This is a genomic window from Sphingobium limneticum (assembly GCF_008710155.1).
In the GTDB taxonomy this organism is placed as follows: domain Bacteria; phylum Pseudomonadota; class Alphaproteobacteria; order Sphingomonadales; family Sphingomonadaceae; genus Sphingobium; species Sphingobium limneticum.
Genome location: NZ_VYPZ01000039.1, coordinates 1 through 25,697, shown reverse-complemented (window position 1 = coordinate 25,697; position 25,697 = coordinate 1). Strand labels below are relative to the sequence as shown.

General features: G+C 62.1%; 25 protein-coding genes, 2 pseudogenes and 1 other annotated feature. Of the genes and pseudogenes, 16 read left to right on the top strand and 11 right to left on the bottom strand.

All coding sequences use genetic code 11. The features are described from left to right. Window positions 1-101: 101 nt before the first annotated feature. From F4U94_RS22320 to F4U94_RS22305, 4 genes and pseudogenes are all read right to left on the bottom strand, one after another. Window positions 102-758 (bottom strand): annotated as a pseudogene (locus F4U94_RS22320) (IS21 family transposase); the annotation flags it as partial. Between the two features lie 249 nt (window positions 759-1,007). Beyond that, window positions 1,008-4,268: an error-prone DNA polymerase gene (locus tag F4U94_RS22315; RefSeq protein ID WP_120253391.1), complete on the bottom strand. Its 3,261-nt coding sequence runs from the start codon at window positions 4,266-4,268 to the stop codon at window positions 1,008-1,010. Beyond that, window positions 4,268-5,821: a DUF6504 family protein gene (locus F4U94_RS22310; protein ID WP_232016667.1), complete on the bottom strand. Its 1,554-nt coding sequence runs from the start codon at window positions 5,819-5,821 to the stop codon at window positions 4,268-4,270. The genes F4U94_RS22315 and F4U94_RS22310 overlap by 1 nt, the downstream gene beginning before the upstream one ends. A gap of 181 nt (window positions 5,822-6,002) precedes the next feature. Continuing rightward, window positions 6,003-6,608 (bottom strand): ImuA family protein, encoded by a 606-nt coding sequence (locus F4U94_RS22305; protein ID WP_346266175.1) that lies wholly within the window; start codon window positions 6,606-6,608, stop codon window positions 6,003-6,005. Between the two features lie 817 nt (window positions 6,609-7,425). Here F4U94_RS22305 and F4U94_RS22300 point away from each other — a divergent pair. The 3 genes from F4U94_RS22300 to F4U94_RS22290 are packed head-to-tail and all read left to right on the top strand — an operon-like array spanning window position 7,426 to window position 8,588. Next, window positions 7,426-7,824, top strand: coding sequence for a GFA family protein (locus tag F4U94_RS22300; RefSeq protein WP_120253386.1), 399 nt, complete (start codon window positions 7,426-7,428; stop codon window positions 7,822-7,824). Window positions 7,825-7,844: 20 nt separating this feature from the next. Beyond that, the gene (locus tag F4U94_RS22295) at window positions 7,845-8,264 is read left to right on the top strand and encodes a secondary thiamine-phosphate synthase enzyme YjbQ (protein ID WP_120253616.1); all 420 of its coding nucleotides are present in this window, start codon (window positions 7,845-7,847) and stop codon (window positions 8,262-8,264) included. A gap of 27 nt (window positions 8,265-8,291) precedes the next feature. Then, on the top strand, window positions 8,292-8,588 hold the full coding sequence (locus tag F4U94_RS22290) for a GNAT family N-acetyltransferase (RefSeq protein WP_172598887.1): 297 nt from the start codon (window positions 8,292-8,294) through the stop codon (window positions 8,586-8,588). A 6-nt stretch (window positions 8,589-8,594) separates the two neighbouring features. On the opposite strand, the gene F4U94_RS22285 is transcribed toward F4U94_RS22290, so the two are convergent. Genes F4U94_RS22285 through F4U94_RS22270 form a run of 4 tightly spaced genes read right to left on the bottom strand, consistent with a single transcriptional unit; the run spans window position 8,595 to window position 11,163 of the window. Continuing rightward, the gene (locus F4U94_RS22285; RefSeq protein ID WP_150412242.1) at window positions 8,595-8,852 is read right to left on the bottom strand and encodes a hypothetical protein; all 258 of its coding nucleotides are present in this window, start codon (window positions 8,850-8,852) and stop codon (window positions 8,595-8,597) included. Between the two features lie 57 nt (window positions 8,853-8,909). After that, complete coding sequence (locus tag F4U94_RS22280) at window positions 8,910-10,109, bottom strand: metallophosphoesterase (RefSeq protein ID WP_249042102.1); 1,200 nt, start codon at window positions 10,107-10,109, stop codon at window positions 8,910-8,912. A 20-nt stretch (window positions 10,110-10,129) separates the two neighbouring features. Continuing rightward, window positions 10,130-10,546 carry a DUF1810 domain-containing protein gene (locus F4U94_RS22275; protein ID WP_120253385.1) on the bottom strand — a complete coding sequence of 139 codons (417 nt, stop codon included), beginning with the start codon at window positions 10,544-10,546 and terminating at the stop codon, window positions 10,130-10,132. Beyond that, window positions 10,546-11,163 (bottom strand): SOS response-associated peptidase, encoded by a 618-nt coding sequence (locus F4U94_RS22270; RefSeq protein ID WP_120253384.1) that lies wholly within the window; start codon window positions 11,161-11,163, stop codon window positions 10,546-10,548. Before F4U94_RS22270 ends, F4U94_RS22275 begins: the two co-directional genes overlap by 1 nt. 59 nt (window positions 11,164-11,222) lie before the next feature. Here F4U94_RS22270 and F4U94_RS22265 point away from each other — a divergent pair, with 59 nt between their 5' ends. From F4U94_RS22265 to F4U94_RS22250, 4 genes and pseudogenes are all read left to right on the top strand, one after another. Then, complete coding sequence (locus F4U94_RS22265) at window positions 11,223-11,744, top strand: SOS response-associated peptidase family protein (RefSeq protein ID WP_249042101.1); 522 nt, start codon at window positions 11,223-11,225, stop codon at window positions 11,742-11,744. Window positions 11,745-11,752: 8 nt separating this feature from the next. Beyond that, window positions 11,753-12,373 carry an alpha-ketoglutarate-dependent dioxygenase AlkB gene (locus tag F4U94_RS22260; RefSeq protein ID WP_120253382.1) on the top strand — a complete coding sequence of 207 codons (621 nt, stop codon included), beginning with the start codon at window positions 11,753-11,755 and terminating at the stop codon, window positions 12,371-12,373. A 90-nt stretch (window positions 12,374-12,463) separates the two neighbouring features. Further along, window positions 12,464-12,778: pseudogene (locus F4U94_RS22255) on the top strand (isocitrate lyase/phosphoenolpyruvate mutase family protein); the annotation flags it as partial. 91 nt (window positions 12,779-12,869) lie between these two features. After that, window positions 12,870-12,925: a sequence feature (sul1 is cis-regulatory element that is thought to sense ions involved in sulfur or methionine metabolism; They are found in Alphaproteobacteria), on the bottom strand. Between the two features lie 263 nt (window positions 12,926-13,188). Further along, window positions 13,189-13,899 carry an SDR family NAD(P)-dependent oxidoreductase gene (locus F4U94_RS22250; protein WP_120253381.1) on the top strand — a complete coding sequence of 237 codons (711 nt, stop codon included), beginning with the start codon at window positions 13,189-13,191 and terminating at the stop codon, window positions 13,897-13,899. A gap of 19 nt (window positions 13,900-13,918) precedes the next feature. On the opposite strand, the gene F4U94_RS22245 is transcribed toward F4U94_RS22250, so the two are convergent. After that, the gene (locus F4U94_RS22245; protein WP_120253380.1) at window positions 13,919-14,728 is read right to left on the bottom strand and encodes a S1/P1 nuclease; all 810 of its coding nucleotides are present in this window, start codon (window positions 14,726-14,728) and stop codon (window positions 13,919-13,921) included. Window positions 14,729-15,187: 459 nt separating this feature from the next. Here F4U94_RS22245 and nhaA point away from each other — a divergent pair, with 459 nt between their 5' ends. After that, window positions 15,188-16,573 (top strand): Na+/H+ antiporter NhaA, encoded by a 1,386-nt coding sequence (gene nhaA / locus F4U94_RS22240; RefSeq protein WP_120253379.1) that lies wholly within the window; start codon window positions 15,188-15,190, stop codon window positions 16,571-16,573. A 39-nt stretch (window positions 16,574-16,612) separates the two neighbouring features. Here nhaA and F4U94_RS22235 read toward each other — a convergent pair whose 3' ends face one another. Then, complete coding sequence (locus F4U94_RS22235; RefSeq protein ID WP_120253378.1) at window positions 16,613-17,389, bottom strand: N-formylglutamate amidohydrolase; 777 nt, start codon at window positions 17,387-17,389, stop codon at window positions 16,613-16,615. A gap of 15 nt (window positions 17,390-17,404) precedes the next feature. Here F4U94_RS22235 and F4U94_RS22230 point away from each other — a divergent pair, with 15 nt between their 5' ends. Genes F4U94_RS22230 through F4U94_RS22220 form a run of 3 tightly spaced genes read left to right on the top strand, consistent with a single transcriptional unit; the run spans window position 17,405 to window position 21,181 of the window. Next, complete coding sequence (locus tag F4U94_RS22230) at window positions 17,405-18,355, top strand: transglutaminase family protein (protein ID WP_120253377.1); 951 nt, start codon at window positions 17,405-17,407, stop codon at window positions 18,353-18,355. Beyond that, window positions 18,349-19,164: a transglutaminase-like domain-containing protein gene (locus tag F4U94_RS22225; protein ID WP_120253376.1), complete on the top strand. Its 816-nt coding sequence runs from the start codon at window positions 18,349-18,351 to the stop codon at window positions 19,162-19,164. The genes F4U94_RS22230 and F4U94_RS22225 overlap by 7 nt, the downstream gene beginning before the upstream one ends. Further along, window positions 19,142-21,181, top strand: a complete 2,040-nt coding sequence (locus tag F4U94_RS22220; protein WP_425505089.1) for a M3 family metallopeptidase — start codon at window positions 19,142-19,144, stop codon at window positions 21,179-21,181. Before F4U94_RS22225 ends, F4U94_RS22220 begins: the two co-directional genes overlap by 23 nt. A gap of 158 nt (window positions 21,182-21,339) precedes the next feature. Here the strand turns inward: F4U94_RS22220 and F4U94_RS22215 are convergent, their stop codons facing one another. Further along, window positions 21,340-21,531 (bottom strand): hypothetical protein, encoded by a 192-nt coding sequence (locus F4U94_RS22215; RefSeq protein WP_145986317.1) that lies wholly within the window; start codon window positions 21,529-21,531, stop codon window positions 21,340-21,342. Window positions 21,532-21,572: 41 nt separating this feature from the next. On the opposite strand from F4U94_RS22215, the gene F4U94_RS22210 reads away from it, so the two are divergent. The 5 genes from F4U94_RS22210 (at window position 21,573) to tnpB (ending at window position 25,650) form a co-directional block, all read left to right on the top strand. Continuing rightward, the gene (locus tag F4U94_RS22210; protein ID WP_120253374.1) at window positions 21,573-22,532 is read left to right on the top strand and encodes an ABC-three component system protein; all 960 of its coding nucleotides are present in this window, start codon (window positions 21,573-21,575) and stop codon (window positions 22,530-22,532) included. Further along, window positions 22,519-22,767, top strand: a complete 249-nt coding sequence (locus F4U94_RS22205) for an ABC-three component system middle component 8 (RefSeq protein WP_120253373.1) — start codon at window positions 22,519-22,521, stop codon at window positions 22,765-22,767. The genes F4U94_RS22210 and F4U94_RS22205 overlap by 14 nt, the downstream gene beginning before the upstream one ends. Then, window positions 22,754-24,550, top strand: coding sequence for a DUF2326 domain-containing protein (locus tag F4U94_RS22200; protein ID WP_120253372.1), 1,797 nt, complete (start codon window positions 22,754-22,756; stop codon window positions 24,548-24,550). Before F4U94_RS22205 ends, F4U94_RS22200 begins: the two co-directional genes overlap by 14 nt. A 312-nt stretch (window positions 24,551-24,862) precedes the next feature. Next, window positions 24,863-25,306 carry an IS66-like element accessory protein TnpA gene (tnpA, locus tag F4U94_RS22195; protein ID WP_246171692.1) on the top strand — a complete coding sequence of 148 codons (444 nt, stop codon included), beginning with the start codon at window positions 24,863-24,865 and terminating at the stop codon, window positions 25,304-25,306. After that, window positions 25,303-25,650 carry an IS66 family insertion sequence element accessory protein TnpB gene (gene tnpB / locus F4U94_RS22190; protein ID WP_006957496.1) on the top strand — a complete coding sequence of 116 codons (348 nt, stop codon included), beginning with the start codon at window positions 25,303-25,305 and terminating at the stop codon, window positions 25,648-25,650. The genes tnpA and tnpB overlap by 4 nt, the downstream gene beginning before the upstream one ends. Window positions 25,651-25,697 lie beyond the last annotated feature (47 nt).

Below are 25,697 nucleotides of genomic sequence, written 5' to 3'. Positions count from 1 at the left end.
TGCGTGTTTCGGAAAATCCCGGACAGTGGTTTCACTAAATCGCGGACAGGCATTTCAGTAAATACGGGACAGGGATTCCGCTAAATCCCGGACAGGGTTTGGGAGTCGCACACGATCGCACGCGGAACGCCGCCAACAAAGGCCAATGCCCGGCACTGCGCGTCGATCCAGTCCGGCAACTGCTGGCTCAAGCTGGCCATTGCGAAGGTAAAGGATGAAGCACCCAGCACCGCTACGAAGATCTGTGCCTGGGTGATGACGCCGGTCACAGGATCGATCAGCGGCACAGTCTGCCCAGCGTAATCGGTTTGCAGGACGGCGCCCGCCTCATGCCGATTGCGAAAGCTGACATGGGTCCGCCGCTGGAACGACAGGAACCGATCGCAAAACCAGGTATAGCCATAGCCATTGGGATGGGCAGCCCGATATTCCTGCCACAGCAAAACCAGCGTCACGCCCTTGCGCTTGATCTCCCGCGCAACCACTGGCCAGTCCGGCTCGCCCAGATCCTGAGGAGGGCGGCCGACACGGCGGAACACCAGCCGTTCGATCGATGCGTCATCATCGTAGCCGGCCGGCAACGGCCAGCCTGTCAGCCCAGCCTCGCGCGCCCGCAGTAAATAGGTCGACACCGTCGTCTTGCTAAGCTTCAGCCGCTCTGACACGGCCCGTACCGACAAACCCTGATCGTAGGTCAGCCGGAGAATCGATCGCATGTCCTTCACGTCGGTTCGTCTCGCTTGCTTCCGCCTTGGCATCACCCCTCCCATCGCAACGATGAGGAGCAACAATGCCAGAGCGGCGCACCACAAAACCTAACCTTGATCCTGTCCCAAACCCTGTCCGGGATTTAGCGGAATCCCTGTCCCGTATTTACTGAAATGCCTGTCCGCGATTTAGTGAAACCACTGTCCGGGATTTTCCGAAACACGCAACTAATAGTTCGCCATGCAATCGCCTGCTTTTCCTTGGCGCTTTAGCGCATCTCGATGCGGCTAAGCATTAGATTAGCGGAAATCATGACTGCGGATATGTAGCAGTTCTTCCGTCTCTATCTTTGTGCGAAAGGAAGGGGAACTCAGCGTTCGTCCCCGTGGAATGTCCGGCTCGCGAGGATCGGGGCCGCCGCCATGCGTGGCACCATCGCCGCGACCGGGCGCAACGAAGAATTCCGACTGCCCGATCGAACGCAGCATATCATTATGATCGATGATCCGGTCGCAGATGATGTGGATGACCTCGCCTTCCTTCTGCAACCGACCGCGCATGGCGATCATCGACGCTGACATCACTTGCCGCCGGTAGATCTCAAACCGGTCTGGCCAGAGAATGCCCTGCGCGACACCGGTCTCGTCCTCGATCGTGACGAACAATACGCCCTTGGCCGAGCCTGGCCGCTGGCGCACAAGGATGACGCCCGCCACCTCGACATTGCGGCCATCGCGGATCGAGGGAAGATCGGCGCAACGCGCGATCTGCATGCTATCGAGCCGATCGCGCAGGAAGCTTAAAGGATGGGCGCGCAACGATAGTTGCACAGCCCGATAATCCTCGACCACCTCACGTCCCTGCGTCATGGGCCTGAGGCTCGTTTGGGGTTCCATGCCCTCGGGCGAGAAGGTCGCGTCACGCGCATCGGCAGCCTCGAAGAGCGGGAGGGGGGCATCGCCCAGACCCTTCACTTTCCACAGACCCTGTCGGCGGTCTTGGGCAATGCAGGCAAAGGCGTCAGCCTCAGCCAGCCGCTCGATAGCGGCGCGCGGCACGTGCGCGCGCCGCCAGACCTCCTCGACACTCTTATAAAGCGCTGGGCCGCGAGCGGCCGCGATCGCCGCACCGTGCAGGTTGGACAGGCCGCGGACCTGGCGAAAACCCAGGCGAACAGCCTTGTATCGACCTTGCGCAGGTTCCAGCGTGCAGTCCCAATGGCTGGCGTTGATCGAGACGGGCCTGACTTCCACGCCATGGTTGCGGGCATCGCGCACGATCTGGGCCGGTGCGTAAAAGCCCATCGGCTGGGCATTCAGGAGCGCGGCGCAGAAGACGTCCGGGTGATGATGCTTCATCCAGCAGGAGGCATAGGCGATCTTGGCGAAGGAGGCGGCGTGGCTCTCGGGGAAACCGTAGGAGCCAAACCCCTCGATCTGCTTGAAGGTGCGCTCGGCAAAGTCCTTTGGATAGCCGCGCTCGACCATGCCGTTCACCAGCTTGTCATAAAAATGGCTGACCCCGCCGGTCATCTTGAAGGTCGCCATGGCGCGGCGGAGCTGGTCGGCCTCGGCTGGCGTGAAGCCGGCGCCCACGATCGCGACCTTCATCGCCTGCTCCTGGAAGAGGGGAACGCCGAGCGTTTTCTTCAATACCGCCTCCAGTTCAGGCTTGGGATATTGCGGCTTCTCCTTTCCCTCACGGCGGCGCAGATAGGGGTGGACCATGTCGCCCTGAATGGGGCCGGGGCGCACGATCGCCACCTCAATGACGAGATCGTAAAATTCCTTCGGCTTGATCCTGGGCAGCATCGACATCTGCGCCCGGCTTTCGATCTGGAAGACGCCCAGCGTATCCGCCTTCTGGATCATGGCATAGACGGCCGGATCATCTTCCTGAAGATCGGACATGCCGACGCGGATACCCTTATGCTCTTCCAGCAGGTTGAAGGCACGGTTCATGCAACCGAGCATGCCGAGGCCAAGAACATCCACCTTCATGAACTTGAGGGTATCGATATCGTCCTTGTCCCATTCTATGATTTGCCGCTGATCCATGCGCGCTGGTTCGATCGGCACGAGGTCGTCGAGCCGATCCTGGGTCAAGACAAACCCGCCAGGGTGCTGGGAGAGGTGGCGCGGGGTGCCGATCAGCTGACGGGAAAGCTCAAGGGTGAGCTTAAGGCGATGATCGTCCGCGTTGAGATTGAGACTTTCGATCTGCTCCTGGGTAATGCCGTCCATGGACCAGCCCCACACCAGGCCCGTCAGCATCTTGGTGAGGTCGCGCGGCAGGCCTAGCGCCTTGCCGACCTCGGCAACCGCGCCACGGGTCCGGTAGCGAGTAACGACCGCGGTCAGAGCCGAACGAGTACGGCCATAGGTCTCATAGATCCACTGGATGATCTCCTCGCGCCGTTCATGTTCGAAATCGACATCGATGTCGGGCGGCTCCTTGCGCTCTCCGCTGACGAAGCGCTCGAAGAGCAGTTCATGGCGGATGGGATCGATAGAGGTGATGCCCAGCATATAGCAGACACAGCTGTTCGCGGCCGAGCCGCGCCCCTGGCAGAGAATACCGCGACGGCGGCTCTCGGCGACGATCGCGTTGACCGTCAGGAAATATGGGGCGTAGCCAAGCTGGTCGATGAGGCGGATTTCATGGTCGATCTGGCTGCGATAGGCACATGGGAGGCCATCAGGAAACAAGCGATGCGCCGCTGCATAGGTCAGATCGACCAGGGCTTCCTGGGCCGTTCGCCCGGCGATCACCTCCTCATAGGGATATTGATACTGGATTTCGCTGAGGTCGAACTGGCACATTTGCGCGATGTCAGCGCTCGCCTGGATCGCGTCGGGAAAAGCGGCGAAGCGCCGCTCCATTTCCTGCGGGCTCTGGAGGCAGCGATCCATAAAGCGCTGCCGTTTGAAACCAAGGGCGTCGATCGTGCTACGTTCGCGGATCGCGGTCATGACGTCCTGGAGCGGGCGGGCCTGAGCGTCATGATAGAGTATGTCGCCTGTGGCTACTGCCCGCACACCTGCAGCCCGTGCCAAGGCGGCCAGCGCATGCAGTCGCGCGGCATCTTCGGGGCGGCGTCGAAGCACAAGTGCGATGTGGGCGCGGGTGCCGAAGACTGCGCGCAGGTCCGCCAGATGCGCCGCCGTCGAGCCGTCCACCTGATCGGGCAGCAGGATCGCCACCATGCCCTCGGCATGGGCGTCGACATCGCTCCAGGCGAGGATGCAGCACCCCTTGCCGCCACGCGCCTTACCCAAAGTCAGGAGACGAGTGAGCCGGCTCCAGGCGGACCGGTTTGTCGGATAGAGCAGGAGTGTGCGGCCATCGCTGAGCGTCACCCGCGCGCCTGGCATCATCCGGACGCCAGTCGTCTTCTGCGCGTCCCAACCGCGCACGACCCCGGCCACACTGCCCCAATCGGCCAAGCCAAGAGCGCGATGTCCCAGAAGTGCGGCGGCCGCAAAAAGCTGTTCAGGCGATGAGGCGCCGCGCAGGAAGGAAAAATGACTTATGACCTGGAGCTCGACATAGCGGGACATCAGCCGAAGATCCCATGCATGAACCAGCTCAGATTTCCGGTCTGCTCGTCGACGCCGTCGCCTCGCCTGAACAACCAGAAGCGCGCCCCGCCTTGCGCCTCGACCCGGAAGTAGTCGCGTACCGCCCACATCTCGCGAGCACTCCTCCACCATTCGCCATGGATCCGTTCAGGACCATCGCCCGCCACGACACGATAATCCGTTCGACGCCAGGTAAAGCGCCGGGGCGGATGGTCGGGCAGGAGCGCCACGACGTTTGAAAGGAGTTCCGGGCGCCCCAGCATCCTCACCGGGCGCTGCCAGCGGGGCCAGCCAATGGGGGCCTCCAGGGGGCCAATCCGGCCGACCGCGCGTTCTGGCACATCGCTCTCGCGCGACGACAGGCGAAAGGGTGTGTCGGGCTCTATGCGGCCGGCAAGCTGGTCGATGACCGGCGCCAAATCGGCCGGCCGATCCTCAATGGCAAAGCTGGCATTGATCGCCTCGGCGCTGAGATCCTCAATGCGGGGCGCGACGAGCGACATCGCTTCGATCCCAAGGCCCGGATCGATCCGTTCCACCCGCATTGCGAACATGCGCTTGAGATGCCGGGCATCCCGGGTCGCGCGCGCCGTCCCGATTGCGACGCGCTGCTCGCTCCCGTCAACGATATCGCAGGCCAGGATGCCGGTTCGAAGACCCGCGCCACGAGCCAGCAGCTGGGCAGCTATATCGTCCACCAGATCGCTGATCACCTGATTGATCGCCTCGGCCGTGCCGATGGGTTCCAGCAGGCCGCGCGCGGCCCGCGGTGCTGTGAAAGGAACGACCGCGATGATCGGCTCGGGCCTGGCGCCGCGCGCCTGGTCGAGCCGTTCAACGGTCGCGAGCCCGAGGCGTCGCGCCAGCGGGCCGCGCGGTATGGGATAGAGATCGGCGATCCGCTCGATCCCGAAGCGTGCCGCCGAGACGAGCGCCTGGGGATCGAGGCGCAGCGCGGCGAGCGGCAAGGATGCAATGGCCTGTGTCTCTGCACCGGTCGGCAGCAGACTGATCGTCTCGCCGCCATATCGCGCGAGCGCATGGGCAGCGCCCGGCGTTCCGGCAACGCAGATGCTGGCGGTCATGCCCAGGCGCTGAAGGAAGCGCAGTAGCCGGCGACAGAAGCGTTCTTCGCCGCCAAACAGATGCGTGGTCCCGGTGAGATCGAGCCATAGCCCATCCTTGCCTGAGACGCTTGCCGTCGGTGTCCAGTGCGCGACGGCATGAAGCGCCAGCCGGTCGAGCCAGGCGCGGTCCGCGTCCGGCTGCGCATCATGCACGTCGAGATCGGTGACGAGCGCGCGCGCGTGGGCGGCTGCCATGCCGGGGCGCAGGCCGAGGTCCAGCGCAACCGGGCAGGCGGCCGTCACGATGTCACGCTGCCCGGTCCTGGCAATGATTATGGTGGGTCGGCCCCATAGATCTGCCCAACTGAGACTTGGCGGCGTGGCGCCGGCGTCGCCGCCATCGTCTGAACGCAATGTTCGGAACGGGTGCTCGGCATGTTCGCTGCGCCTGCCCATCTCGCGCATCGTCGGGCGCTGGTGGGCGGGAAGCGCGTCGATCTCGGACTGGCTCGGCCGGCTGCCAAGCGCGCCATCGCGGGCCCAACGCGCGCCCGGTCGCCAGCCGCCGCCGCGTGGGACAGAGCATGCGCCGGGATTATCGTCGACAGGTGCGGGCAGGTGTCGGGCGATGCTGACGGCGCCAGGCTCAGGCGGCCTGGATAGCCGCTCTGCCTGTCGCAATCGCTCGATCGGGAGCTGCGGCAGGTAGAGCGAGGCGACCCGTGTCATCGCATGCCTCCAGCTCGAGGGAAAAAGGATTGCCGTTTCGCTGGCGGACCAGCTCGACCAGCCAGCGCGCCCGGCCAACGCCGGGATAGGGAAGGGGTGCCGAGGGCGTACAGCCGATGCGCCAGCGGGTCATGGCCGACGAGAGGCTGCTCAACGGGCAGCGATCAAGCCGGCGATGACGCCGATAGAGAAGAACGGGCGTGCTCCCATCCGATGCTGCAAGCTGTAGACGACGGGTCGCGGTCTGGTCGGCTGCCTTCACCTCGGCGATCACGCAGGCGAAGCTGCCGTCGCGCAGCGCGTCCTCGGCCATTGCCAGGACGATGCTGTCTTTCATGCCCTGGGCGTAGAGGATGGCGGCCGGCTTAAGGCCGCTTTGCTCAAGGCCAGGCGCGTAGAGATCGAACTGGCTCGCCGTCCAGAATATGTCGGCCCCCCTGCGGCCCGCAAATCTGGCGGCGATGCCCGCGGCGAACAGGGTTGCGGCGGCGTCGTCGTTGAGAGTCGGGGAAGCAGCGGCCATTTCATGCAATCCAGCGCCGTCAAGTCCATGCCCCGCCAGACGATCGTCCAGTTCCGCTACCCCGAAGGCGAGTACCGGCCTGCGCGCCGGTCGCGCACGGTCAAGCTCTGCACGCAACGCGGCAAGATCTTCAGCGCGAGGCCGATAGGCGGGGGCAGGGGCAATGGGCATAGAAACGAGACGACTCAAATGTTCCCTATATGTTCCTCATATTTGCGATCGTGGTCAAGCATCGCTTGGACAAAAGAAGCGTAATGCTCTGTTCCGATCCGGGCCTGCATAGCGAAACTGTTACCTTTCAATTGGTTGTCGACACCCACTCCGATTTTTTGCGGACAACCAGGATATTGGCTATGCGGAGCGGCCCCGCAGCAGTGGCGTAACTCGCCGCTCTATCGCGACTTGAAGGACCAAGAACGCACCGGCCGGCCAATGAAACAATCCCGGGCAGGCGCGTTGACCTTTTGCGCTGAGCGAGCTGGAAATGCTGATGGCCCGGAAAACCTTCCAGGATTGGATAACGACCGGTCTGTCGCTGTGGCAACTGGCGCGGAGGCTAATGCCGTGATCATGCTGAGGATGACGCGGTTCGCGATGGGCGGACCATGCGCCCGGAAGGAGGCGCAGCGCATGGTAGCCACGAAGGTTCAATCGGATGCAGAGCCACCAATGCTTATGACGGCGGGCACGGTGGGTGCCTCACCGCTCAGCGGCGGGAGGAAGGCGACAAGCAATCATCAGCGTAAGATGAACGCCAACAGAAAACAGCTGAGCAGGGCCAAAGGGTGATGGTTCAATGCCGGAGCCAACTACAGTGATGTCGATCGGAACACTGGAACGGTCGGGTGGCTGCGCCTGTGGTGCTCTACGCTTCGTTGCGCACGGCAAGGCCTTGCGGGTCGGCCTGTGCCATTGTCTCGTCTGTCGAAAGGCACATGGAGCGCCCTATCTCGCTTTCGCCGTCTTTCCGCGCACTGCAGTCAGCCTGTCAGGGACTTACGCGCAGTGGGAGAGCAGCCCAGACTATCGCCGGCTCTATTGTCAGGTCTGCGGATCGCGCTTCGCCAATCTGACAGGGGCGGAAGTCGAGCTGCCGGTCGCTAGCTTCGAGGATGCATCGGGCCTCGTCCCGCAATATGAGAGCTGGACCATCAGACGGCTGCCTTGGATCGCGGCGCTTGCGGTTCCGCAATTTTCGCGCGATCGCGAGAGTTGAACTTCGGCGCGGAGGCAGGTGTGCTACAGAAAACGACGATCCTGACGATCGATACGGCAGGGCAGGGCTTGCACGAGGTGACCCGGCTGATCCGGCGCTGGGTAGAGGAAAGCGGCATAGTCGAGGGTCTGCTGACGATCTTCTGCCAGCACACATCGGCCTCGCTGCTCATCCAGGAAAATGCGGCGCCCGCGGCCCGCCGCGATCTCGAAGCCTATTTCGCGCGGATCGCGCCAGAGGACCCGGATCGATACGACCATGACGACGAGGGACCCGATGATATGCCAGCGCATTTGCGCGCGGCGCTCACCCAGGCGCAGCTTTCCATTCCCGTGATCGATGGCTCGCCGAGCCTTGGAACATGGCAGGGCATCTACTTGTTCGAGCATAGACGCGTGGGCCACGCCCGGCGGCTCGCCCTTCATCTCATGGGCGAGTGACGAGCGGATCGAACCGGAGACAGGATCATGGCCAATATAGGTGATGTTCGAAACAATGAGACCGAAGGACGCTATGAGCTTTTGGTCGACGGCCAATTGGCTATCGCGGCCTATGATCGGCGCGAGGGCGCACTGGTCTTTACCCATACCCAAGTGCCCACTGCGCTCGAGGGGCAGGGCGTGGGCAGCCGCCTCGTCAGAGCAGCACTGGCCGATGCACGTGCGCAGAATCTCAAGGTCGTTCCACTTTGTGAATTTGTCGCGGCCTATATCGAGCGTCATCCGCGGGAGCAGGATTTGCTGGCGATCGATGCGCCGGGCTGATCAGCCCTAAAGACCCAGCTTGTCGAGCGCCGATGCCAGTTCGGCCGTCGCCGAAGTGTCTTCATCGGCTATCAGTCGGTTCAGGATAGTCTGCAAGCGCTTTTGGGCGATCTGGATCGCCTTGTGCCGTATCTGACGGGCTGCATTGGTTCGCGAGGAGCGGCTCTCTCCCAGCAAGACTGCCCATTTGGCTTCCTCTGCCGCCAGCGCGGCCAAGGCGAGGCGAAGGCCATCGCGGCGGCCATGGTCATAGTCGTATCGCATCAAGGTCTTCCCGGCTGCGTGGGCACTTGCCGCTCATGGCGGCCATCGCGCGGAAGATCACGGCGCGCGGCGAAGCGTCAGGCGTGTTAGTTCGCAAGGGCGGCGCAGGCGTAGCGCGAAGCCTGGCCAGATACCGGTTCCGTTGTTGACGTAGAGCGTCATGCCATCGACATCATATAAGCCAGACACGAAACCGGCATTTCCGCGTGCGACCAACCAGGCGAGGCCCGGCATCATCCCGCCATGCGTGTGCCCTGACAGCTGGGCCGCGATGCCACGGGCTGCGGCACGATGCGCGCCGCCAGGCTGGTGATCGAGCAATATGATGGGCACGCCATCAGGGCCTCCGGCAAGAGCAGCGGCGAGGTCCGGCCTGGGCTGGCCGGTTGCCGGCGCGGACCTGTCTGTTACGCCGGCCAGCATCAGGCGCGCGCCACCTCTTTCCAGGATTGCATGGGCATTGCCGAGGATGCGCATCCCCATCTCCGAGAAATGCTGCATCCATTCGCGGAAGCCGAGGAAATATTCATGGTTGCCGGGGCTCATGTAGATCCCGTCCTTTGCCTCAAGTCTCGCTAGAGGCGCTACATCCGCACGACGCATCGCAAGGGAGCCGTCGATCACGTCGCCCGTCACGACGACGAGATCGACAGCCAGCGCATTGGCGCGGTCGACGACTTTCCCAGTCCATGAAGCGGGAAACAGACGGCTGATATGGAGGTCGGTGAGCTGAAGGATCGTGTAGCCCTCATATTGCGAAGGCAGGTCTCGAATAAGAAGGTCGACATCTTTGAGCGGCGGGACGCGCACGGCATTCAGCACACCGATAGCGCCCAGCAGACCGGAGGCGCCTGCCATCGCATAGCGAAGGGTTTCCGGCACAGCCGGGGCGTTGCCGGACGCCATCCAGACGCCGAGATACCCAGCGCTGAGCAGCAACTGCATCAGCGCGAGAAACAGGATGCTCCCACTCGCCCAATTGAAGAGAATGACGACGCTGCGCGGAAATTCAGGTGCGAATACCGATCCGGAGGACAGTTTGCTCCAGAACTGAAATTGCGAGGCCGCGAGCATGAGGGCTGCTACCAAGATCTTCGCCAGCAGCGGCAGAGCCATAGGCCACAGGAACTGGGTGATGACCAAAATGGCGGGCAGCGCGAAGATCAGGTGAAAGATGGGAGGGCTCCGGGCTGCAGATTGCGATTCGCAGATTGCGAGATGCCGGCCATAGGTGGGAACCGGGCGGGACAATGGCAATGGGATCACATTTTGCCGGCTTAACCGATCCGCTGTCGGGTGGCATCGTCGCGCTCCCCGTCAAACCAGCGTTCGATGGCTTCGTCGAAGAGGGGGAGGGACCTCGCGATCTCGAAGAGGGTGAGGGAGGATCGCAGCTTCATGGCATCAATCGAACCGAAAACCGCTATGGGATCATCTCCTTCCAGGCGCTGTAGTGCTTCGACACAGGTCAGATATCGCGCTCCAAGGACCGCATGGTCGAGATAGCAGCGGGCCTCGGCCAGCGACGCGATCCCGTAATGCCGGGCGATGGCGCTGTTCCCAAGGCCACGTAGCTGCGGGAAAATGAACCACATCCAGTGCGAGCGCTTGGCGCCGCCAGCGATCTCGGCAAGGGCGATTTCGTAAACGCCGGCCTGTGCCTCGAGAAATCGTACCAAGTCAGCGCTAGCCATCAGAGCAGCGCCGGCTGGGCCGGTGACGACCTGTAGACCTGGGTCACGGGCAGGCTGCCCTTGGGCATCCAGGCGAGCGTCTTCTCCGCAGGAACATCTGGGTCGAGCCAGTTGGCCCAACGGTCGCGCGGCAGCGGGATGATCTGGCGATGGTGATAGGTCGCGACATCGGGCCCCGCGTCCATAGTGAGCATGGTGAAGGCCTCGCCCTCGGGCGCCGCGCGCCAGATGCCCGCAATGCAGAACCAGCGATGATCCGCCATGGTGAAGAGCCATTTGTCGAGGCGCTTCTGCTTTGCGTCGGCAGGGTCTGTGAACTCATAGAAACCGTCGGCCAGGATCAGGCAGCGGTGGGAGGTGAATTGGCGCCCTTCGGATCGGAAATTATAGACGGGACGGCCCTTCTGCCCGGCCCAGCTCCAGCGGCGGCTGACAAGCTCTCCTGCTGCGCGTTCGCCTTCCACGCTGCGGACGATCGGGGCGGCATCGGTGATCTTGATGTCCTCGCGCGCCGCCACATTGGGCTTGCCCTCAGGCATTTTGATCTTGATCTTCAGGTCCTCGAAATCCTCGACGATCGAGGCGATATCGACGATCAGCCGGTAGTCATTGCACATAGGCCGTTCTCCTGATCGGCAGCCTTGCCGATGCCCAATGTTCGTTATATGTTCTTTTCATGGACTCGACACCTACTGCTTTTGATCCAGATGCCGGGCCTGGCAGCCGCCGTGCCATCATCCGACGCAATCCGGACAATTTTCAAGAGGTAGAGATGATCGAGGCTGCCTGGGGTTCCAATCCGCAGTTCAGCGACGGTGTAAGCTATCAGTTCGTGCGGTCCGAAGGACGCACATTCCCAAGCCATCGCTGTCTCGTCGCGGCATCGGAATTTCATATCCGCAACGGCGACCGGAAGTTTCGCGTGACGCTTGAGGACGGCAATTTCTTCTATCTCGCCGCCATCTGGGAACCTGCGATGGGCAAATGGCCGGTCAGCTATCGGATCGTGACGCTGGACGCTAACCCGCAGGTCATGCACTATCAGGAGCGCCAGGGCGCGATCATCCATCGGCGCCAGGTGATGCAGTGGCTGGACCTGACCGTGCCGGAGACGGACCTCCTCGTGACGCCGCCCGCCCATATCTTCACGATCGTGGAGATAGACCCCAAGCCGGTCCAGACGGCTTTGGCGCTCTGAGCTTCTCCATGGAAGCGATCGCTAAGATTGGAGGGCAGGCCGACCTGTTCGGAGAGCCACAACTGCCGGGCTTTGCGCAGGCCGAGCAGTTCCTGACCACGCGCGAAGAACAGATGCTCATCGCGCATATTGCGGGCGTCCCACTCACGCCCTTCCGGTTCCAGCAGTGGACCGGGCACAGGCTGACCTGCAGCTTTGGCTGGAGCTATGATTTCGAGAATGGCGCTTTCGCGCGCGCCGAGCCTATGCCTGAATGGCTGAACTCGTTGAGACTGCGCGCCGCTTACTTTGCCGGGCTCGACGCTTCCGAACTCGTCCAGGCGCTTGTGACCCGCTATGATCCTGGCGCCGGCATCGGCTGGCATAAAGATCGCCCCGTCTTCGAGCATGTCGTGGGCATTTCGCTGGGGCAGGCGGCTACCCTACGTCTGCGGCGCCGAACCCCGACAGGCTTTTCGCGGTTCAACGCTGCGCTTGCCTCTCGTTCGATATATCATCTGAGTGGCGAGGCGCGGCATGACTGGGAGCATGGCATTGCCGCCATGGACGCCACTCGCTGGTCGATCACCTTTCGATCCCTGTCAGCGAAGGCCAAACGGATGATCGAACAAGACGAAAAGAAGAGCTGATCCATGACGACTGCCGAGTTGCGCCTGCATTTCCGTCGCCTGCATGACAGCGGCTTCTTCATCGTTCCCAATGCCTGAGATGCGGGCAGCGCCGTTCGGGTGACGAAGCTCGGCTTTAAGGCCATTGCCTCGACGAGCGCGGGCGCGGCCTGGGCTACGGGCAGGGATGATGGCGATCTCAGCCTGGATAAGGTGCTTGGCCATCTGCCTCTGCAGGTCGCGGCCACCAATCTCCTCGTCAATGCCGACTTCGGAAATGGCTTTGCCGATGATCTTGAAGGCGTGGCGGCCAACGTCACACTTGCGCTCGATACCGACATTGCGGGTTTGGCGATCGAGGCCTGGTCAGGCTCGATCCTCTACGACACGGATCTGGCCGCGCCACTGAACCATTCTGCGCGGTAGCGCGAAAGAGCGGTGTTGTTCATGATGGGGGAACCGACCTGTGTTGCAGGCGATGACGCAGTGGAAAGCTGGCGGACCGTCGGGCGACCTACGTTGTCCGGCGGACCGGCGGCCGAAGTAGCCACCCGGATTTGCACCGGGTCCTTGCCAATAGGCCGGTCGCTGACGATAGAGCCGCCATGTTGCAACGGGCCTCGCCCGGGCTTGATCTGGCGTCGCTTGCATTGGTCTGTCCGTCTGACCTACCGCGTGGGCGCACGGAGCAGGGAGTTCGGATTGATGAAAGTCGTATGGCAGGGAGCCGGGGCGCCACGGTATCGGTGGTGGAACATGCAGGTCATGGGTGGAAGCTCTCATGCGGCAATGCCTGATCTCCAGGCCGTGCGCCCCTTTGTGCGATGCACGCAGCCATGAGCGGCGCTGCAAAGCGTTGCGCCGTCATTGTCGGCGCATCCGGCGGTATCGGTGGCGCGCTGGAGGCGACCTTGCTTGAGGAAGGCGCGTTCGAGCGGGTGCATGGCCTTGGCCGATCGCGGGCAGGGGCGCAGCATATCGATCTGCTGGACGAGGCGTCGATCGCGGCCGCCGCAGCCCATGTCGCGGCAGGACCGGCACCCACGCTCGTGATCGTCGCGACGGGACTGCTGCATGAGGGCGTCCATGGCCCTGAGAAAGCGCTGCGGGACCTCGATCCCGTGTGGCTGGCCAGAAGCTATGCCATAAACGCCATCGGTCCGGCGCTTGTGGCCAAGCATTTCCTGCCTTTGATGCCCAGGACCGGGCGCACCGTTTTTGCCGCGCTCTCGGCGCGCGTGGGCTCGATCAGCGACAATCGCCTGGGGGGCTGGCACGGCTATCGGGCGTCCAAGGCAGCGCTCAACATGCTGGTGCGCAATCTCGCCATCGAGGAGAAGCGGCGTAACGATCGCGCGATCGTGGTTGCCCTGCATCCCGGCACGGTGGACACCATGCTTTCCAGGCCGTTTCAAGCTAATGTCGCAGCCGGTCGGCTGTTCGATGCCGAACGAGCGGCCCTGCAGCTTCTCGATGTCATTGAGGGCCTCAAGGTCGCCGACAGCGGGAAGCTGCTGGACTATGAGGGACAGGAAATCCCGTTCTGAAGCAGGGCCGTATCTCGGGTCAGCGCGCCTTTGCGGGAGTCGTTGCAGCAGGCTCGAACAGCCAGTTCAGATAGGCAGCGATGCGTATGCCCGCCCGCTGGAGACGGCCATCGACTTGCGTGCGATGCTGATAGGCATAGTCCCAGGAAAGCGCGGGATCGGCGGGATAGATAGTCTTGCGCAGCGCGATGCTCTCGCGCAGCCAGACCTGCGGGTCGCTCTGCGACCACAGGATCGTCTGCTCTGGGGTAATGGACCGGGAAAGCCAGTCGGCGAGCTCCGAATAAGAGAGCGAGCGCTGCTCGATCATGGCTGAATCCCAGACTGAATGGAGGTTGGTGGCTCGGCCGAACCATGTGACCCTGACGTTGTTGCCGCCCCGATCATCGCCGCCGCCTGCGTGGAGCGGCTGATGCAGGTCGCCGATGATGTGGACGATGAAGCGCAGGGCAAGGCGCCTGTCCTCCACCGGTGCCTTGGGGTCGCGCAGCGTGGCGGTGAAGCGGGTAAGGGCGGTCATGGCATCGCCCTGCGGCGGAGCGTCCGAACCCTTGTAGACGTCGCCTTCCTTGACGGTGACATAATGCCAGGGGCTGGCAGTCTTCTGCCAGAAGTCGGCAGGGTCGGACTTCATGTCGTCGGGCCAGGTCGCGGCCTCGGCCAGATCGTCCTCGCCCAGAAGCAGCCGCACATTGGCGCGGGCAACCCCGCTCAGGTTCCGGTCGGCGATCGCACCGGTCACGCGATGGCCGATCGGTCCCCATGCCTGGGCGGGTGTGGCAAGGCCAAGGGTCATCGCTGCGGTGAGGCTGGTGAGAAGGAAGCGCATGGGGGTGCCATAGGGCGGGTCGGCGAGGTGATCCAGCGCGGGATGGCTTGGGACGCCAGTTTTGTGGGGAAAGGGCGGGTCTGAGGGGCTGGCGCGCTTGGAAGCCTTGCGGCGAGTGCCGGATGATCTGGTAGCTGAGAGAAGGCGGAGAAACATGCCATCGGATGCAGGGGGAGCCGACGGGGGCGGTTGATTGGAGGCTATCTTAGGCGATGGGGTTTGGGCTGGCCCTCATATTTTGGCCGGGTGTGGGACAAAGCAGTCAGGTCGCTTGCAAAAAAGAAATCGGCTGAACCTGACAATCCAAATATGGCTTTGCGGGCGCCCGCGATCACACCTCGCCGGACAGTCACGAGAGCGTTCAACTCGAAATTTCGACGCATTGCCAGTGCCAAAGGCTGCCAGCTGTCATGTGAGGTTCAAGCTGGAACTCTAACTGTTGATAGACGCTTGCATGACATGGCCATCACTCCCCGCCAGAAGGGCGCGACAACTGCAAGGCGGCAACATGCGCCCGCCCGGGCAAAATTTCTAGATCGGATTGAGCCCTTCTTTGGAGGTAAGGACGTCATTGGCGGACCGCTGCTACTGGCAACGATCGCGGCGCTCCTGTTCACGAACAGCCCCTTGCGCGAAAGCTATGAACGGTTCTGGGATACGCAGCTCCACTTTGGGTTTGGCCGTCAGCTAATCAGTCATAGCCTTGCGGAATGGATCGACCACGCACTGCTCCCGCTGTTCTTCATCATCATAGGCGCAGATGTGAAACGCGAGCTGGTGCGCGGTGCTTTGTCGGAACTGCGCACCGCTATTTTCCCGATGGCAGGCGCCATCGGCGGCATGCTGGTTCCGGTTTTCTTGTTCTGGCTGATCGCGCGAGACAGTGAGGCTATGACGGGCTGGGGCACCGTCATCACCATGGACACCGCCTTTGGCCTGGCGCTGATCGGCCTGTTTGCCACGCGCTTGCCAGATGGCGTACGCGCGCTCTTTCTTGCATTTGCAGCGATCGACGACATTGGGGGGCTGTTGGTCATCGCTGCGGCCTATAGCGACGCGATCTATATCGATGGCCTGTTGATTGCGGCCATTGGCTTTGCCGCTATCTATCTCTTGCGCCACCTGCGCTGGGGGGCGAGCATCCCCTATGTGCTGCTCGCTATCATCCTGTGGGTCGGCATATTGCGATCGGGCATTCATACCACGATAGCAGGGGTGCTCCTTGGCTTTCTTGTGCCGGTCTATCCCAGGCTTGGCCGCAATGATTTTGCTGACAATGTTCAGGACGAGATTGATGAATTTCAGCAGGCGCACCGCCATGCTTTAGGGGAAGGGGAGGGGGCCGACGCCAGACGCTCGGAAAAGAAGGCGCAGGAGCGCCTGGGATATCTAGACGAGATGACCAGCGCCACGCATGCAACAGGAGAACGGGTCATAATGCTCCTTTCGCCCTGGATCAGTTATGTCGTGTTGCCGCTCTTCGCCCTCTCCAACGTCCGGGTACATATCAGTCCCGATCTCATTGCAGATAGCTTTCACTCGACGCTTGCACCCGCCATCCTGATAGGGCTGTGCCTGGGCAAACCGGTGGGTTTCCTCAGCTTCAGCTGGATCGCAACCCGGCTGGGCCTTGCGCGCCTTCCCGACAATGTCCGCTGGCCGATGATCGCGGCGATAGGATCGCTAGCGGGTATCGGCTTTACGATTTCGCTCTTCATATCCGGACTGGCGTTCAGCGACGGCGGGCTTCAGGAGATAGCATCGCTCGCAATCATCGTCGCTTCGGCCCTTGCAGGCCTGACCGGTTATGCAGCGCTTCGGGTTGCGGCGCGCCTATCGGTCTGACTTCGGCGGCCACCTCGCGCATGGGTGACTGGCCTCGCCTCAGGGCAATTGTCGCCATGCCGACGTCGTCGCCTCCTGGAGTTTCCCGGCCCAGTGAGCTTGGCCATCATGATCGCTGATGAGATCCTGTCTGATCTCAATCTCTGCATAGCGCAGGTTCCGGGGAAAAGCGTGCAAAGGTGCCGTGTAGTCGGTGGCGTCCATGCGATAGGGCGCGTTGTCGCCCACGCATATCGCTTTGTCGCCCTGTAATTGCGCAAGCATTGCGATGGCGAAATCCGTGCGTCCAAGCCAGTGCAGAACACCTACATGCCAAGGCCGGATAAAACCGCCCAGCTTCGGGGTGAAGCTGTGTAGCGAAAGCAGGATAGTCTCAGTACCCGCCGCCTGCCTGGCGTCGAGCATGGCCGATATGGCCGCATGATAGGGCGTGTGGATCGCCGCTATCCTGGCTTGCCTGGCTGCGTCGTCCAGTGCGCCATTACCTATGATGTATGTGCCGTCGGATTGGATGGCTATGGCGTCCTCATGCCCAGGATCGCGATTGCAGTCGATCACGAGGCGCGAATAGGTCTGATGGATGAAAGGCGCGTCAAGCAGGTGCGCCAATGCCCTGCCAACCCCCCGCGTGCCGATATCGACAGCGATATGTCGCGCCCGGTCTGCGGCGGTTAGGCCCAGACCGCCCAGCGACTCAGGAACGCGTGATCCTGCATGGTCTGCGATCAACAGGAACGGCGAACGGCCTTCCGCGTTATCGATAGTGAACGGCGCCGGATCGTTCGGTTTCAACAACGTCGTCGCCTCTCGGGCCATCGGGATATTCCTTTCATGCCGTTGCTGACGATCCATCACGTCACGACCTATCGCTATCAGCAGCCCGTGTCGCTCGGCGAGCATCGCATCATGATGCGCCCGCGCGAAGCCTTCGACCAGCGATTGCTATCCGCCCGGCTCGACATCGATCCGCGGCCCAGTGAACTGCGCTGGCTGCACGATGTCTTCGGAAACTCCGTAGCCATCGCCTTGTTCAAGAAGCGCGCGTCGAATCTGGTCGTCACCAGCGAAGTGACGCTGGAACATGCGCCGTTGGCGCAGCAGCAGGTCGATGTCGAACCCTATGCTCGCCTCTTCCCTTTCACTTACTCGTCGGAAGATATGCCCGACCTGCTGCGCTCGATCGAGCGTCAACATCTGGACCCTGAGCGGGTGGTCGACAACTGGGCGCGGGCCTTCGTCAGCAATGACGGCAATACCAGCACGATCGATCTCCTGACCCGGATCGCAACCGGCATCCAGCGTGACTTCACCTATGTCCCTCGGCATGAGAAAGGCACTCAGACTCCGATCGAGACCCTGCGCAAGCGGCAGGGCACATGTCGCGACTTCGCGGTGCTTATGATCGAGGCGGTGCGGGCGCTGGGCTTTGCTGCGCGCTTCGTGTCTGGCTATGTCTACAACCCTTCTCGCCGCGAAGGGGTGGTAGGCGGCGGCAACACCCATGCCTGGGTGCGCATCTTCCTGCCCGGATCGGGCTGGGTCGAATTTGATCCGACCAACGGCATTATTGGTAATCGTGGCCTCATACGCGTAGCGATCTCGCGCGATCCCTATCAGGCACTGCCGTTGTCGGGCACCTGGTTCGGCCTGCCGGCAAGCTTTCTGGGCATGGACATATCGGTCGACGTCCATCGCGCCGATCCTGCCCAGTTTCCCACCACCGGCCATGGCGCCATTAACAGCCGGATCGTCGGCGCTTCAGGAAAGACCTCTTCATGCTGATCCGCTGCGGTTATGATATCGAATTCTCCACCGACAAAAAGGTCGCGATGATGGCGATGCTGAGCCTACATCCGTCACGCCATCAGGATTTGGGAACGCCCCAGCGGCTCATCGCCAGCCCTGACATCCCGCTTTATCATTTCGAAGATGGCTTCGGGAATGTCGCGACCCGGCTAACGCTTCCGCCCGGCAACGTCACCCTGTCCTGCGACTTCGTGATCGAAGACAGTGGCGCGCCGGACCGGCGCGCGCCGAATGGCCCGCAAATGCCGGTCGAGGAATTGCCCGATACGGTGATGCCCTTCCTGCTGGGCAGCCGCTATTGCGAGACCGACCGGCTGATGGGCGTCGCCTGGGCCAATTTCGGTCATCTCGCCGCGGCGCGCGACCGGGTCGATGCGATCGTCGACTTCGTCCACAATCATATCGAGTTTGGCTATCATCATGCCCGGCCGGACAAGACCGCCTGGAACGGCTATCAGGAACGGCAGGGCGTGTGCCGCGACTTTGCCCATCTCGCCATCACCCTGTGCCGCTGTATGAACATTCCGGCGCGCTATTGCACTGGCTATCTGGGCGACATCGGCGTGCCGCCGGTGGACGCGCCGATGGACTTCAGCGCCTGGTTCGACGTCTATATCGACGGCGACTGGTACACCCATGACGCCCGCCACAACCGCCCCCGGATCGGCCGCATCCTGATGGCGCGGGGCCGCGACGCCACCGATGTCGCCTTGACGACCGCCTTTGGCCCGGCAAATCTGGTGCGGTTCCAGGTCCATACCGATGAGGTTTACTTTCTTGACTGATCCGATTGCCAACCCGCTGCTGCAACCCTGGACCGGCCCGCTCGGCGCGCCGCTCTTCGCGCAGGTGCGGGACGAGGATTTCCTGCCGGCGCTGACGACCGCGATCGGCTGGCATGAGGCGGAGATTGCCGCGATCGCCGGGCAGGAAGCACCGGCGACCTTCGATAACAGTATCGCCGCTCTGGAGCGGTCAGGCGAGGCGCTGGCGCGGGTGCGGCGGCTGTTCTGGACGCTGTCCTCGGCGCAGGGCACGCCGGGCATCCGCACGATCGAGGCGGAAATATCGGCGCGGCTGAGCGCCCATTCAGTTGCGATCAGTCATAATGACGCGCTCGTCGCGCGCATCTTCGCGGTCCATGCCGCCCGGCGGGAGAGCGGCCTGATACCTGAGCAGATCCGGCTGGTGGAAAGCAGTCATGCCGGCTTTCTGCGCGGCGGCGCAGCGCTTGCCCCCGCCGACAAGGAACGCTTCGCCGCCATCGACGCGCGGCTGTCGGCCCTGTCGGTGCAGTTTGGGCAGAATGTGCTGGCGGCGACGGCGGCCTGGGTGCTGGATCTGGGGCCGGAGGATCTCACGGGACTGCCGCCCGCCATGTGTGAGGCGGCCGCCGGGCGCGCAGCGGCCAAGGGGCAGGCGGGCCGCTACCATGTCACGCTCGACCGCACCGATTTTGAGGGTTTTTTGACCTTCTCGCAGCGGCGCGACTTGCGCGAAACGCTGTGGCGCGCCTTCACCGATCGCTGTGACGGCGGCACGTATGACAATTGGCCGATCATCGCCGAAACGCTGGCGCTGCGGCGGGAGAGGGCGGTGCTGCTGGGCTATGTCGACCATGCCCATTATGCGCTGGAAGACAGCATGGCGCATGATCCGGAGGCGGCCACCGATCTGATGCGTCAACTCTGGGAGCCGGGCAAGCGCAGGGCGGCGGAGGAAGCGGCGGAGCTTCAGGCGCTCATCGATGCGGAGAGTGGGGGCTTTGCCCTCGCGCCCTGGGACTGGCGCTTCTATGCCGAGCAGGTGCGGCGCGCCCGCTATGCGCTGGACGGCGCGGCGGTGGCGGCGCATTTGCGGCTCGACGCGGTGCGGCAGGCGGCGTTCGACACCGCCGCGCGCCTCTATGGCCTCAGCTTCACCCGGCGGGCCGACATTGCCGGCTATCATCCCGATGTCTGGGCCTGGGAAGTTACGGACAGGGATGGCGGCGCGGTGGGCCTGCTCTACACCGATTATCTGGCGCGGCCGGATAAGCATGGCGGTGCCTGGATGGGCAGCCTGCGGGTGCAGGAAGCGATGGATGGCGACGTTCGCCCGGTCGTATATCTCGTCGCCAATTTCGCCGCCGCGCCGCCGCCCGATCGCGGCGCGACCCGCCTGTCGATCGATGAGGCGCGCACCCTGTTCCACGAATTTGGCCATGCGCTGCATGGCCTGCTCTCCCGCGTCACCTATCCCAGCCAGTCTGGCACAGCAGTCGCGCGCGACTTCGTCGAGTTTCCCAGCAAGTTCATGGAAAACTGGATCGTCAGCCGGGAAGTGCTGGCGGGCTTCGGCGTGCCCGACGATCTGATCGTCGCGATCCGCCAGGCCGAGGCTTATGGCCAGGGTTTCGCCACGGTCGAACTGATCGGCTGCTCGCTGGTCGATCTCGCCGTCCATCAGCAAACAGCGGCGGAGACGGACCCGCGCGCCTTTGTCGCGGCGGAACTCGACCGGCTGGGGATGCCGCCTGAAGTCGGCATGCGCCATCACTTTCCCTACTTCACCCATATTTTCGACGGCGGCTATTCCGCCGCTTATTACAGCTATGCCTGGTCCGAAGCGCTGGACGCCGATGCGTTCGAGGCGTTCATCGAGACGGGCGACATTTTCGACCCGCAACTCGCCGCGCGTTTCCGCGACGAAATACTGTCCGCTGGCGACAGTCGCGATCCTATGGAGTCGTTCCGCGCCTTCTTGGGCCGTGCGCCCGACGCACAGGCGCTGATGCGCGCGCGGCACTTGGTGGGAGCTTGATCGGCCGACGTTGAGACTTTCGCGAACGTCGGCTTTAGGATTAGGAATTGAGGAAGGCTGACATTCATCCTGCTTCTACCGACACGACGCAGCAGCAGCAACGTGCTTCTTTCCGGTCATTTAGCGCGAGCAACATCGATTCTTGAGCTTCCGTCAGATCAACCTAATCCGGACAGCCCGCTCTCTCGACTTTCTGATTCTCGGAAGCGGAAAGCTAGATGAAGGATGTGCCAATCATGTCGATCATGCGTTTGTTTTTTTGCTAGGGAATTGACCTGCGCAGCCTCGAAATACAGCTTGGCCAGCAGCGGAATTGCGATAGAAGTGCCGTCCGTGGTGGCGCTCGACATCACAACCGCAATCATCGAAGGCGTGGCTAACTGATATTGACATGATGTTTCGATACGAAGATCTTGGAGACGACCAGTTCGAGGCGCTCATCGTGCTGCTTTGTCGCCAGTTGCTCGGCGTGGGGGTGAAGGGCTTTGCAAAAGGCCCTGATGGCGGTCGTGATGCGAAGTTCGTCGGCACCGCGCAGCTCATGCCGAGTACCGCTGCCCCCTGGGTCGGTACGGTGATTGTCCAGGCGAAGCACACCAACGGCTACAACAAGAGTTTCTCCGAGACGGAATTCTACAGTACCAAATCCGACAAAAGCGTAATCGGCGAAGAGGTGCTGCGGGTCAAAAAGCTGCGCGCTGCCAACCAGCTCGATCACTACATGCTGTTCGCAAACCGAAGGCTCGCGGGCAATGCCGAGCAGACGATCACCACCTTCATCGCTGGAGCGACCGGCCTGCCTGAAGGCTCGATCTATCTGTGCGGCATCGAGCAGCTCGAATCCTGGTTGAAGCAATTTCCCGAAGTCGCAAGAGTTGCCAGGCTCGACCCTATCGATTCTCCGCTGATCGTTTCGCCCGACGAACTGGCCGAGGTCGTCGAAGCCTTCGCGGCGCACAACGCGCTTATCACCGAGACGATCGATCAGCCGCCGGAGGCGCGCACGTCTTATGAGGTGAAGAACACCGTCAATCAGATGACGCCGGAGTATGCAAAGCTCCAGCGCAAGTTGTATCTGAAGGACACCGCACAAATCCGAGCGTTTCTCGCCGCGCCTGAGAACCAGCACATTCTGCGAGCCTACGAGACGGCGGTTGAGGAATTCGAGCTTAAGATCATCGCAAAACGCAAGGATTACCAGAACTTCGACGCAGTCATGAATTATCTGGTCGATCTGTTGTTCAACCGCGATCCGCTGCTGCGTCAGCACAAGCGACTGACGCGCGCGGTCCTCTTCTATATGTACTGGAACTGCGACATCGGTCTTGGGGCGGACGATGCTGCGGCCTAGCAAACATGCTCATCCCGACCGTACCGTCGTGAACGTTGCCCTGCTTCTGCTAAAAAGGCTGAAGGCTAAGCGGCTGGCGGATTACAGTTCGCTGCTTGCCTATGCGCGCAAGGCCGTGCCGGGCGGCGATGTGCTATTCCTGCCCTCGCTCAATTTCCTGTTCCTACTGGGCTTGATCATCTACCATACCAAAACGGATTCCTTCGAGTATGTTGGCCTGAATGAAGCCGTCTAAGCTCTATACCGATCGGCCGGACCTCTTTGCCGCAGTGGAATTCGCGCCCGAGTTGAACGTCGTCATGGCGCAGATTCGGCTGCCCGAAAACCAGGACCGAGATACCCATAATCTGGGCAAGACGACGCTCGGCCGGTTGCTCGACTTCGGGTTCCTGGCCGGCAAAGACCCCAGGTTCTTCCTGTTCCGGCATGAGGACCGGTTTGCAGAGTTCGTGTTCTTCCTTGAGATTGAGCTGCTTGATGGAACCTACGTCACGGTGCGCCGCGGCGTCGCCGAGCACAGCCGGATTGCGTTTAAGAAGCATTTTGCGCGCCATCAGGATTTCTCCGCGCTCGCAGATCGTGAATGGGATCATGTGGATGTGCCGTTCGATCGGGCGAAGGATATGCTGGACAGCTATCTGGACTGGCGCGCGCTCAAGCCCTGGCATTACCGCAAGGGGCTTGGCTATTTTCTGCGATCGCAGGAGGATTTCGGAGACGTCTTCCACCTGCGGCGTTTCGCCAACTCGCATGCCGACTGGAAGCCCTTCCTCGCCCACATCCTGGGGTTTGACGCGGAGCTTATTGCCGAGCTCTATGACAAGGAAGCGGCGCTCACGGAAATGGAGACCAAATCCGTCAACATCCGGCAGGAGCTTGGTGGCGGTGACATCGAGGACGCCGGCAAGATTGACGGCATTCTCCTTTTGAAAACGCGGGAGATCGAGAAGAAGCAGGCACTCCTCGACGGCTTCGACTTTCGCAGCGAAGACAAGTCGGAAACCAAAATTCTGGTCGACAAGGTGGATGAGCGGATCGCGGTGCTGAACGCTCGCCGCTACTCGCTTATGGCCAATCGGAAGAAGATCGTCGCCTCGCTCCAAGACGATCAGATCCTCTTCAACCCCGACGAGGCCGCTGAACTGTTCAAAGAGGCCGGCGTGCTCTTTGGAGGTCAAATCAAGCGCGACTTCCAACAGCTGATCAATTTCAACAAGGCGATCACGGAAGAGCGGCAGGGCTACCTGATCGAGGAACGCGCCGACATCGACGTCGAACTGAAGGCGGTCAACGGCGAGCTCAATACTCTGGGAAAGCGACGGGCGGAAATGCTCGCCTTCCTGAGCGAAACGGACAGCTTTGCGAAATACCGTCGGTTCACCAGCGAACTGGTGACATTGCGTGCCGACGTCCAGTCGCTCCAGCGGCAGCGCGACTTCGTCCATCGCCTGCAGCAGCTGCGCACCAATATCCGAGCGCTGCAGGAGGACAAAATCCACCTGCAAAGCGCGATCGAGGCCGACGTCGAAATGAAGAGCGGCAGCCCCGATAGCCTCTTCTCCACGATCAGGCTCTACTTCAACGAAATCGTCGAAGAGGTGATCGATAGCAAGGCGTTACTCAATGTCTCAGTCAACAAGCTGGGGCACTTGGAGTTCAAGGCCGAACTGCTCGACGATGCTGGCAACGCCACCAGCGCCGATCGTGGGCACAGCTACCGAAAGCTGCTTTGCGTCGCGTTCGATCTCGCACTCATCCGCGCGCATCTGGGCGACGCATTTCCGCGCTTTGCTTACCACGACGGCGTGCTGGAATCGCTGGATGATCGTAAGAAGGAGGTCCTGATCTCTGTCCTGCGACGCTATACCGGCATGGGAATCCAGTCGATCGTCACCCTGATTGATTCTGATTTGCCCAAGCGAGCAGCCGAGCAGCCATTTTTCGAGAAGGACGAAATCGTGCTGCTTTTGCATGACGAGGATGAGAGTGGCCGACTATTCAAGATGCCATCCTGGTAGGTTTCCCCGATCGGTTTTGCCATTTCTTTGCATCGAAGGGCCGGACGGGTAGCTCGGGCCTCGTCCGTGCCAACGGTTTCGAGCGCGCGAGGGATATGTGTGCCCTGTGCGTCGAGCCCGGCTCGGTCACGCGCCGCCGCTGATGTGCGTGTTTTGGGGGGCAGCTCATGCTTATTCCGCCCTGCACCAGACAGGGGGTCTGCCCTTGGAGCAAAAGGCGCAACCAATCCCAATTCGTAAGCGGGGCCTGAGGGCCGCCTTGCGCGGTGCCCATTCGCCGGGATGATTGCCGCTCTTTTAGCGAGGTGGCGGGTGTCGGACGAGATCGAGGATTCAGCAAGCGAACGGGCGAGTAGTCATATGAGTAATCGTATGAGTAGTCGGATCGAGGTCGTTAGCCGGGTGTCGGGTCGGCGGCGGTGGACGGTAGAGCAGAAGCTATTCGTGCTGCGGGATGCATTCGGCCCGGACGGCTGCGTGCGTACGGCCTGTGAACGCCATGATGTCGGCAGCGGCTCGATCTACACTTGGCGGCGCCAGGCGATGTCCGGTGAGCTTGCCGGGGTTCGCAAGTTGGCCGAGCCGGCATTTGCGGAGGTGCAGATCAGCGAGCAGCCAGCCTTGCCTGCCCCGACAGTTGCAGCGAGCAGCGGCGGCGTGATTGGCATCGAACTGCCGTCTGGTATCAGGGTGAGCGTGGATGCCACGGTCGATGCCGATGCCCTGTCACGGGTGATCGGTATCCTGACGCGATGATCCCGCTGCCGCCATCGACGCGGATCTTCCTGGCCTGCGGTGCGACCGACATGCGTAAGGGTTTCGACGGCCTGGCGGTGATGACGCAGCAGGTTCTGGAGCAGAGCCCCCATTCCGGTGCGCTGTTCGCTTTCCGGGGCAAGCGCGGCGATCTGGTGAAGCTGCTTTGGTACGACGGCCAGGGCATGTGTCTGTTTTCCAAGCGGATGGACCGGGGGCGCTTCGTGTGGCCGTCGACCAAGACGGGATCGGTGGTGATGACGGCGGCGCAGCTTTCGATGCTCTTGGAAGGCATCGACTGGCGGCGACCTGAACGCACTTTCACTCCTTCATTGGCGGGGTAAAACGCCCATTTTCTGGTGCTTTTATTAGCGTTTCGACCATCGATCTG

Coding starts and splice junctions, on each gene's coding strand:
- F4U94_RS22210 (WP_120253374.1), top strand. CDS start 21,573: ATGATGTTTCGATACGAAGATCTTGGAGACGACCAGTTCGAGGCGCTC.
- F4U94_RS22260 (WP_120253382.1), top strand. CDS start 11,753: ATGGAAGCGATCGCTAAGATTGGAGGGCAGGCCGACCTGTTCGGAGAG.
- F4U94_RS22230 (WP_120253377.1), top strand. CDS start 17,405: ATGCCGTTGCTGACGATCCATCACGTCACGACCTATCGCTATCAGCAG.
- F4U94_RS22290 (WP_172598887.1), top strand. CDS start 8,292: ATGGCCAATATAGGTGATGTTCGAAACAATGAGACCGAAGGACGCTAT.
- F4U94_RS22250 (WP_120253381.1), top strand. CDS start 13,189: ATGAGCGGCGCTGCAAAGCGTTGCGCCGTCATTGTCGGCGCATCCGGC.
- F4U94_RS22235 (WP_120253378.1), bottom strand. CDS start 17,389: ATGGCCCGAGAGGCGACGACGTTGTTGAAACCGAACGATCCGGCGCCG.
- F4U94_RS22220 (WP_425505089.1), top strand. CDS start 19,142: ATGAGGTTTACTTTCTTGACTGATCCGATTGCCAACCCGCTGCTGCAA.
- F4U94_RS22270 (WP_120253384.1), bottom strand. CDS start 11,163: ATGTGCAATGACTACCGGCTGATCGTCGATATCGCCTCGATCGTCGAG.
- F4U94_RS22275 (WP_120253385.1), bottom strand. CDS start 10,546: ATGGCTAGCGCTGACTTGGTACGATTTCTCGAGGCACAGGCCGGCGTT.
- F4U94_RS22315 (WP_120253391.1), bottom strand. CDS start 4,268: ATGTCCCGCTATGTCGAGCTCCAGGTCATAAGTCATTTTTCCTTCCTG.
- tnpB (WP_006957496.1), top strand. CDS start 25,303: ATGATCCCGCTGCCGCCATCGACGCGGATCTTCCTGGCCTGCGGTGCG.
- F4U94_RS22205 (WP_120253373.1), top strand. CDS start 22,519: ATGCTGCGGCCTAGCAAACATGCTCATCCCGACCGTACCGTCGTGAAC.
- F4U94_RS22215 (WP_145986317.1), bottom strand. CDS start 21,531: ATGTCGAGCGCCACCACGGACGGCACTTCTATCGCAATTCCGCTGCTG.
- F4U94_RS22300 (WP_120253386.1), top strand. CDS start 7,426: ATGTCGATCGGAACACTGGAACGGTCGGGTGGCTGCGCCTGTGGTGCT.
- nhaA (WP_120253379.1), top strand. CDS start 15,188: ATGGCCATCACTCCCCGCCAGAAGGGCGCGACAACTGCAAGGCGGCAA.
- F4U94_RS22265 (WP_249042101.1), top strand. CDS start 11,223: ATGGACTCGACACCTACTGCTTTTGATCCAGATGCCGGGCCTGGCAGC.
- F4U94_RS22200 (WP_120253372.1), top strand. CDS start 22,754: ATGAAGCCGTCTAAGCTCTATACCGATCGGCCGGACCTCTTTGCCGCA.
- F4U94_RS22310 (WP_232016667.1), bottom strand. CDS start 5,821: ATGCGCGAGATGGGCAGGCGCAGCGAACATGCCGAGCACCCGTTCCGA.
- F4U94_RS22245 (WP_120253380.1), bottom strand. CDS start 14,728: ATGCGCTTCCTTCTCACCAGCCTCACCGCAGCGATGACCCTTGGCCTT.
- F4U94_RS22285 (WP_150412242.1), bottom strand. CDS start 8,852: ATGCGATACGACTATGACCATGGCCGCCGCGATGGCCTTCGCCTCGCC.
- F4U94_RS22225 (WP_120253376.1), top strand. CDS start 18,349: ATGCTGATCCGCTGCGGTTATGATATCGAATTCTCCACCGACAAAAAG.
- F4U94_RS22305 (WP_346266175.1), bottom strand. CDS start 6,608: ATGGCCGCTGCTTCCCCGACTCTCAACGACGACGCCGCCGCAACCCTG.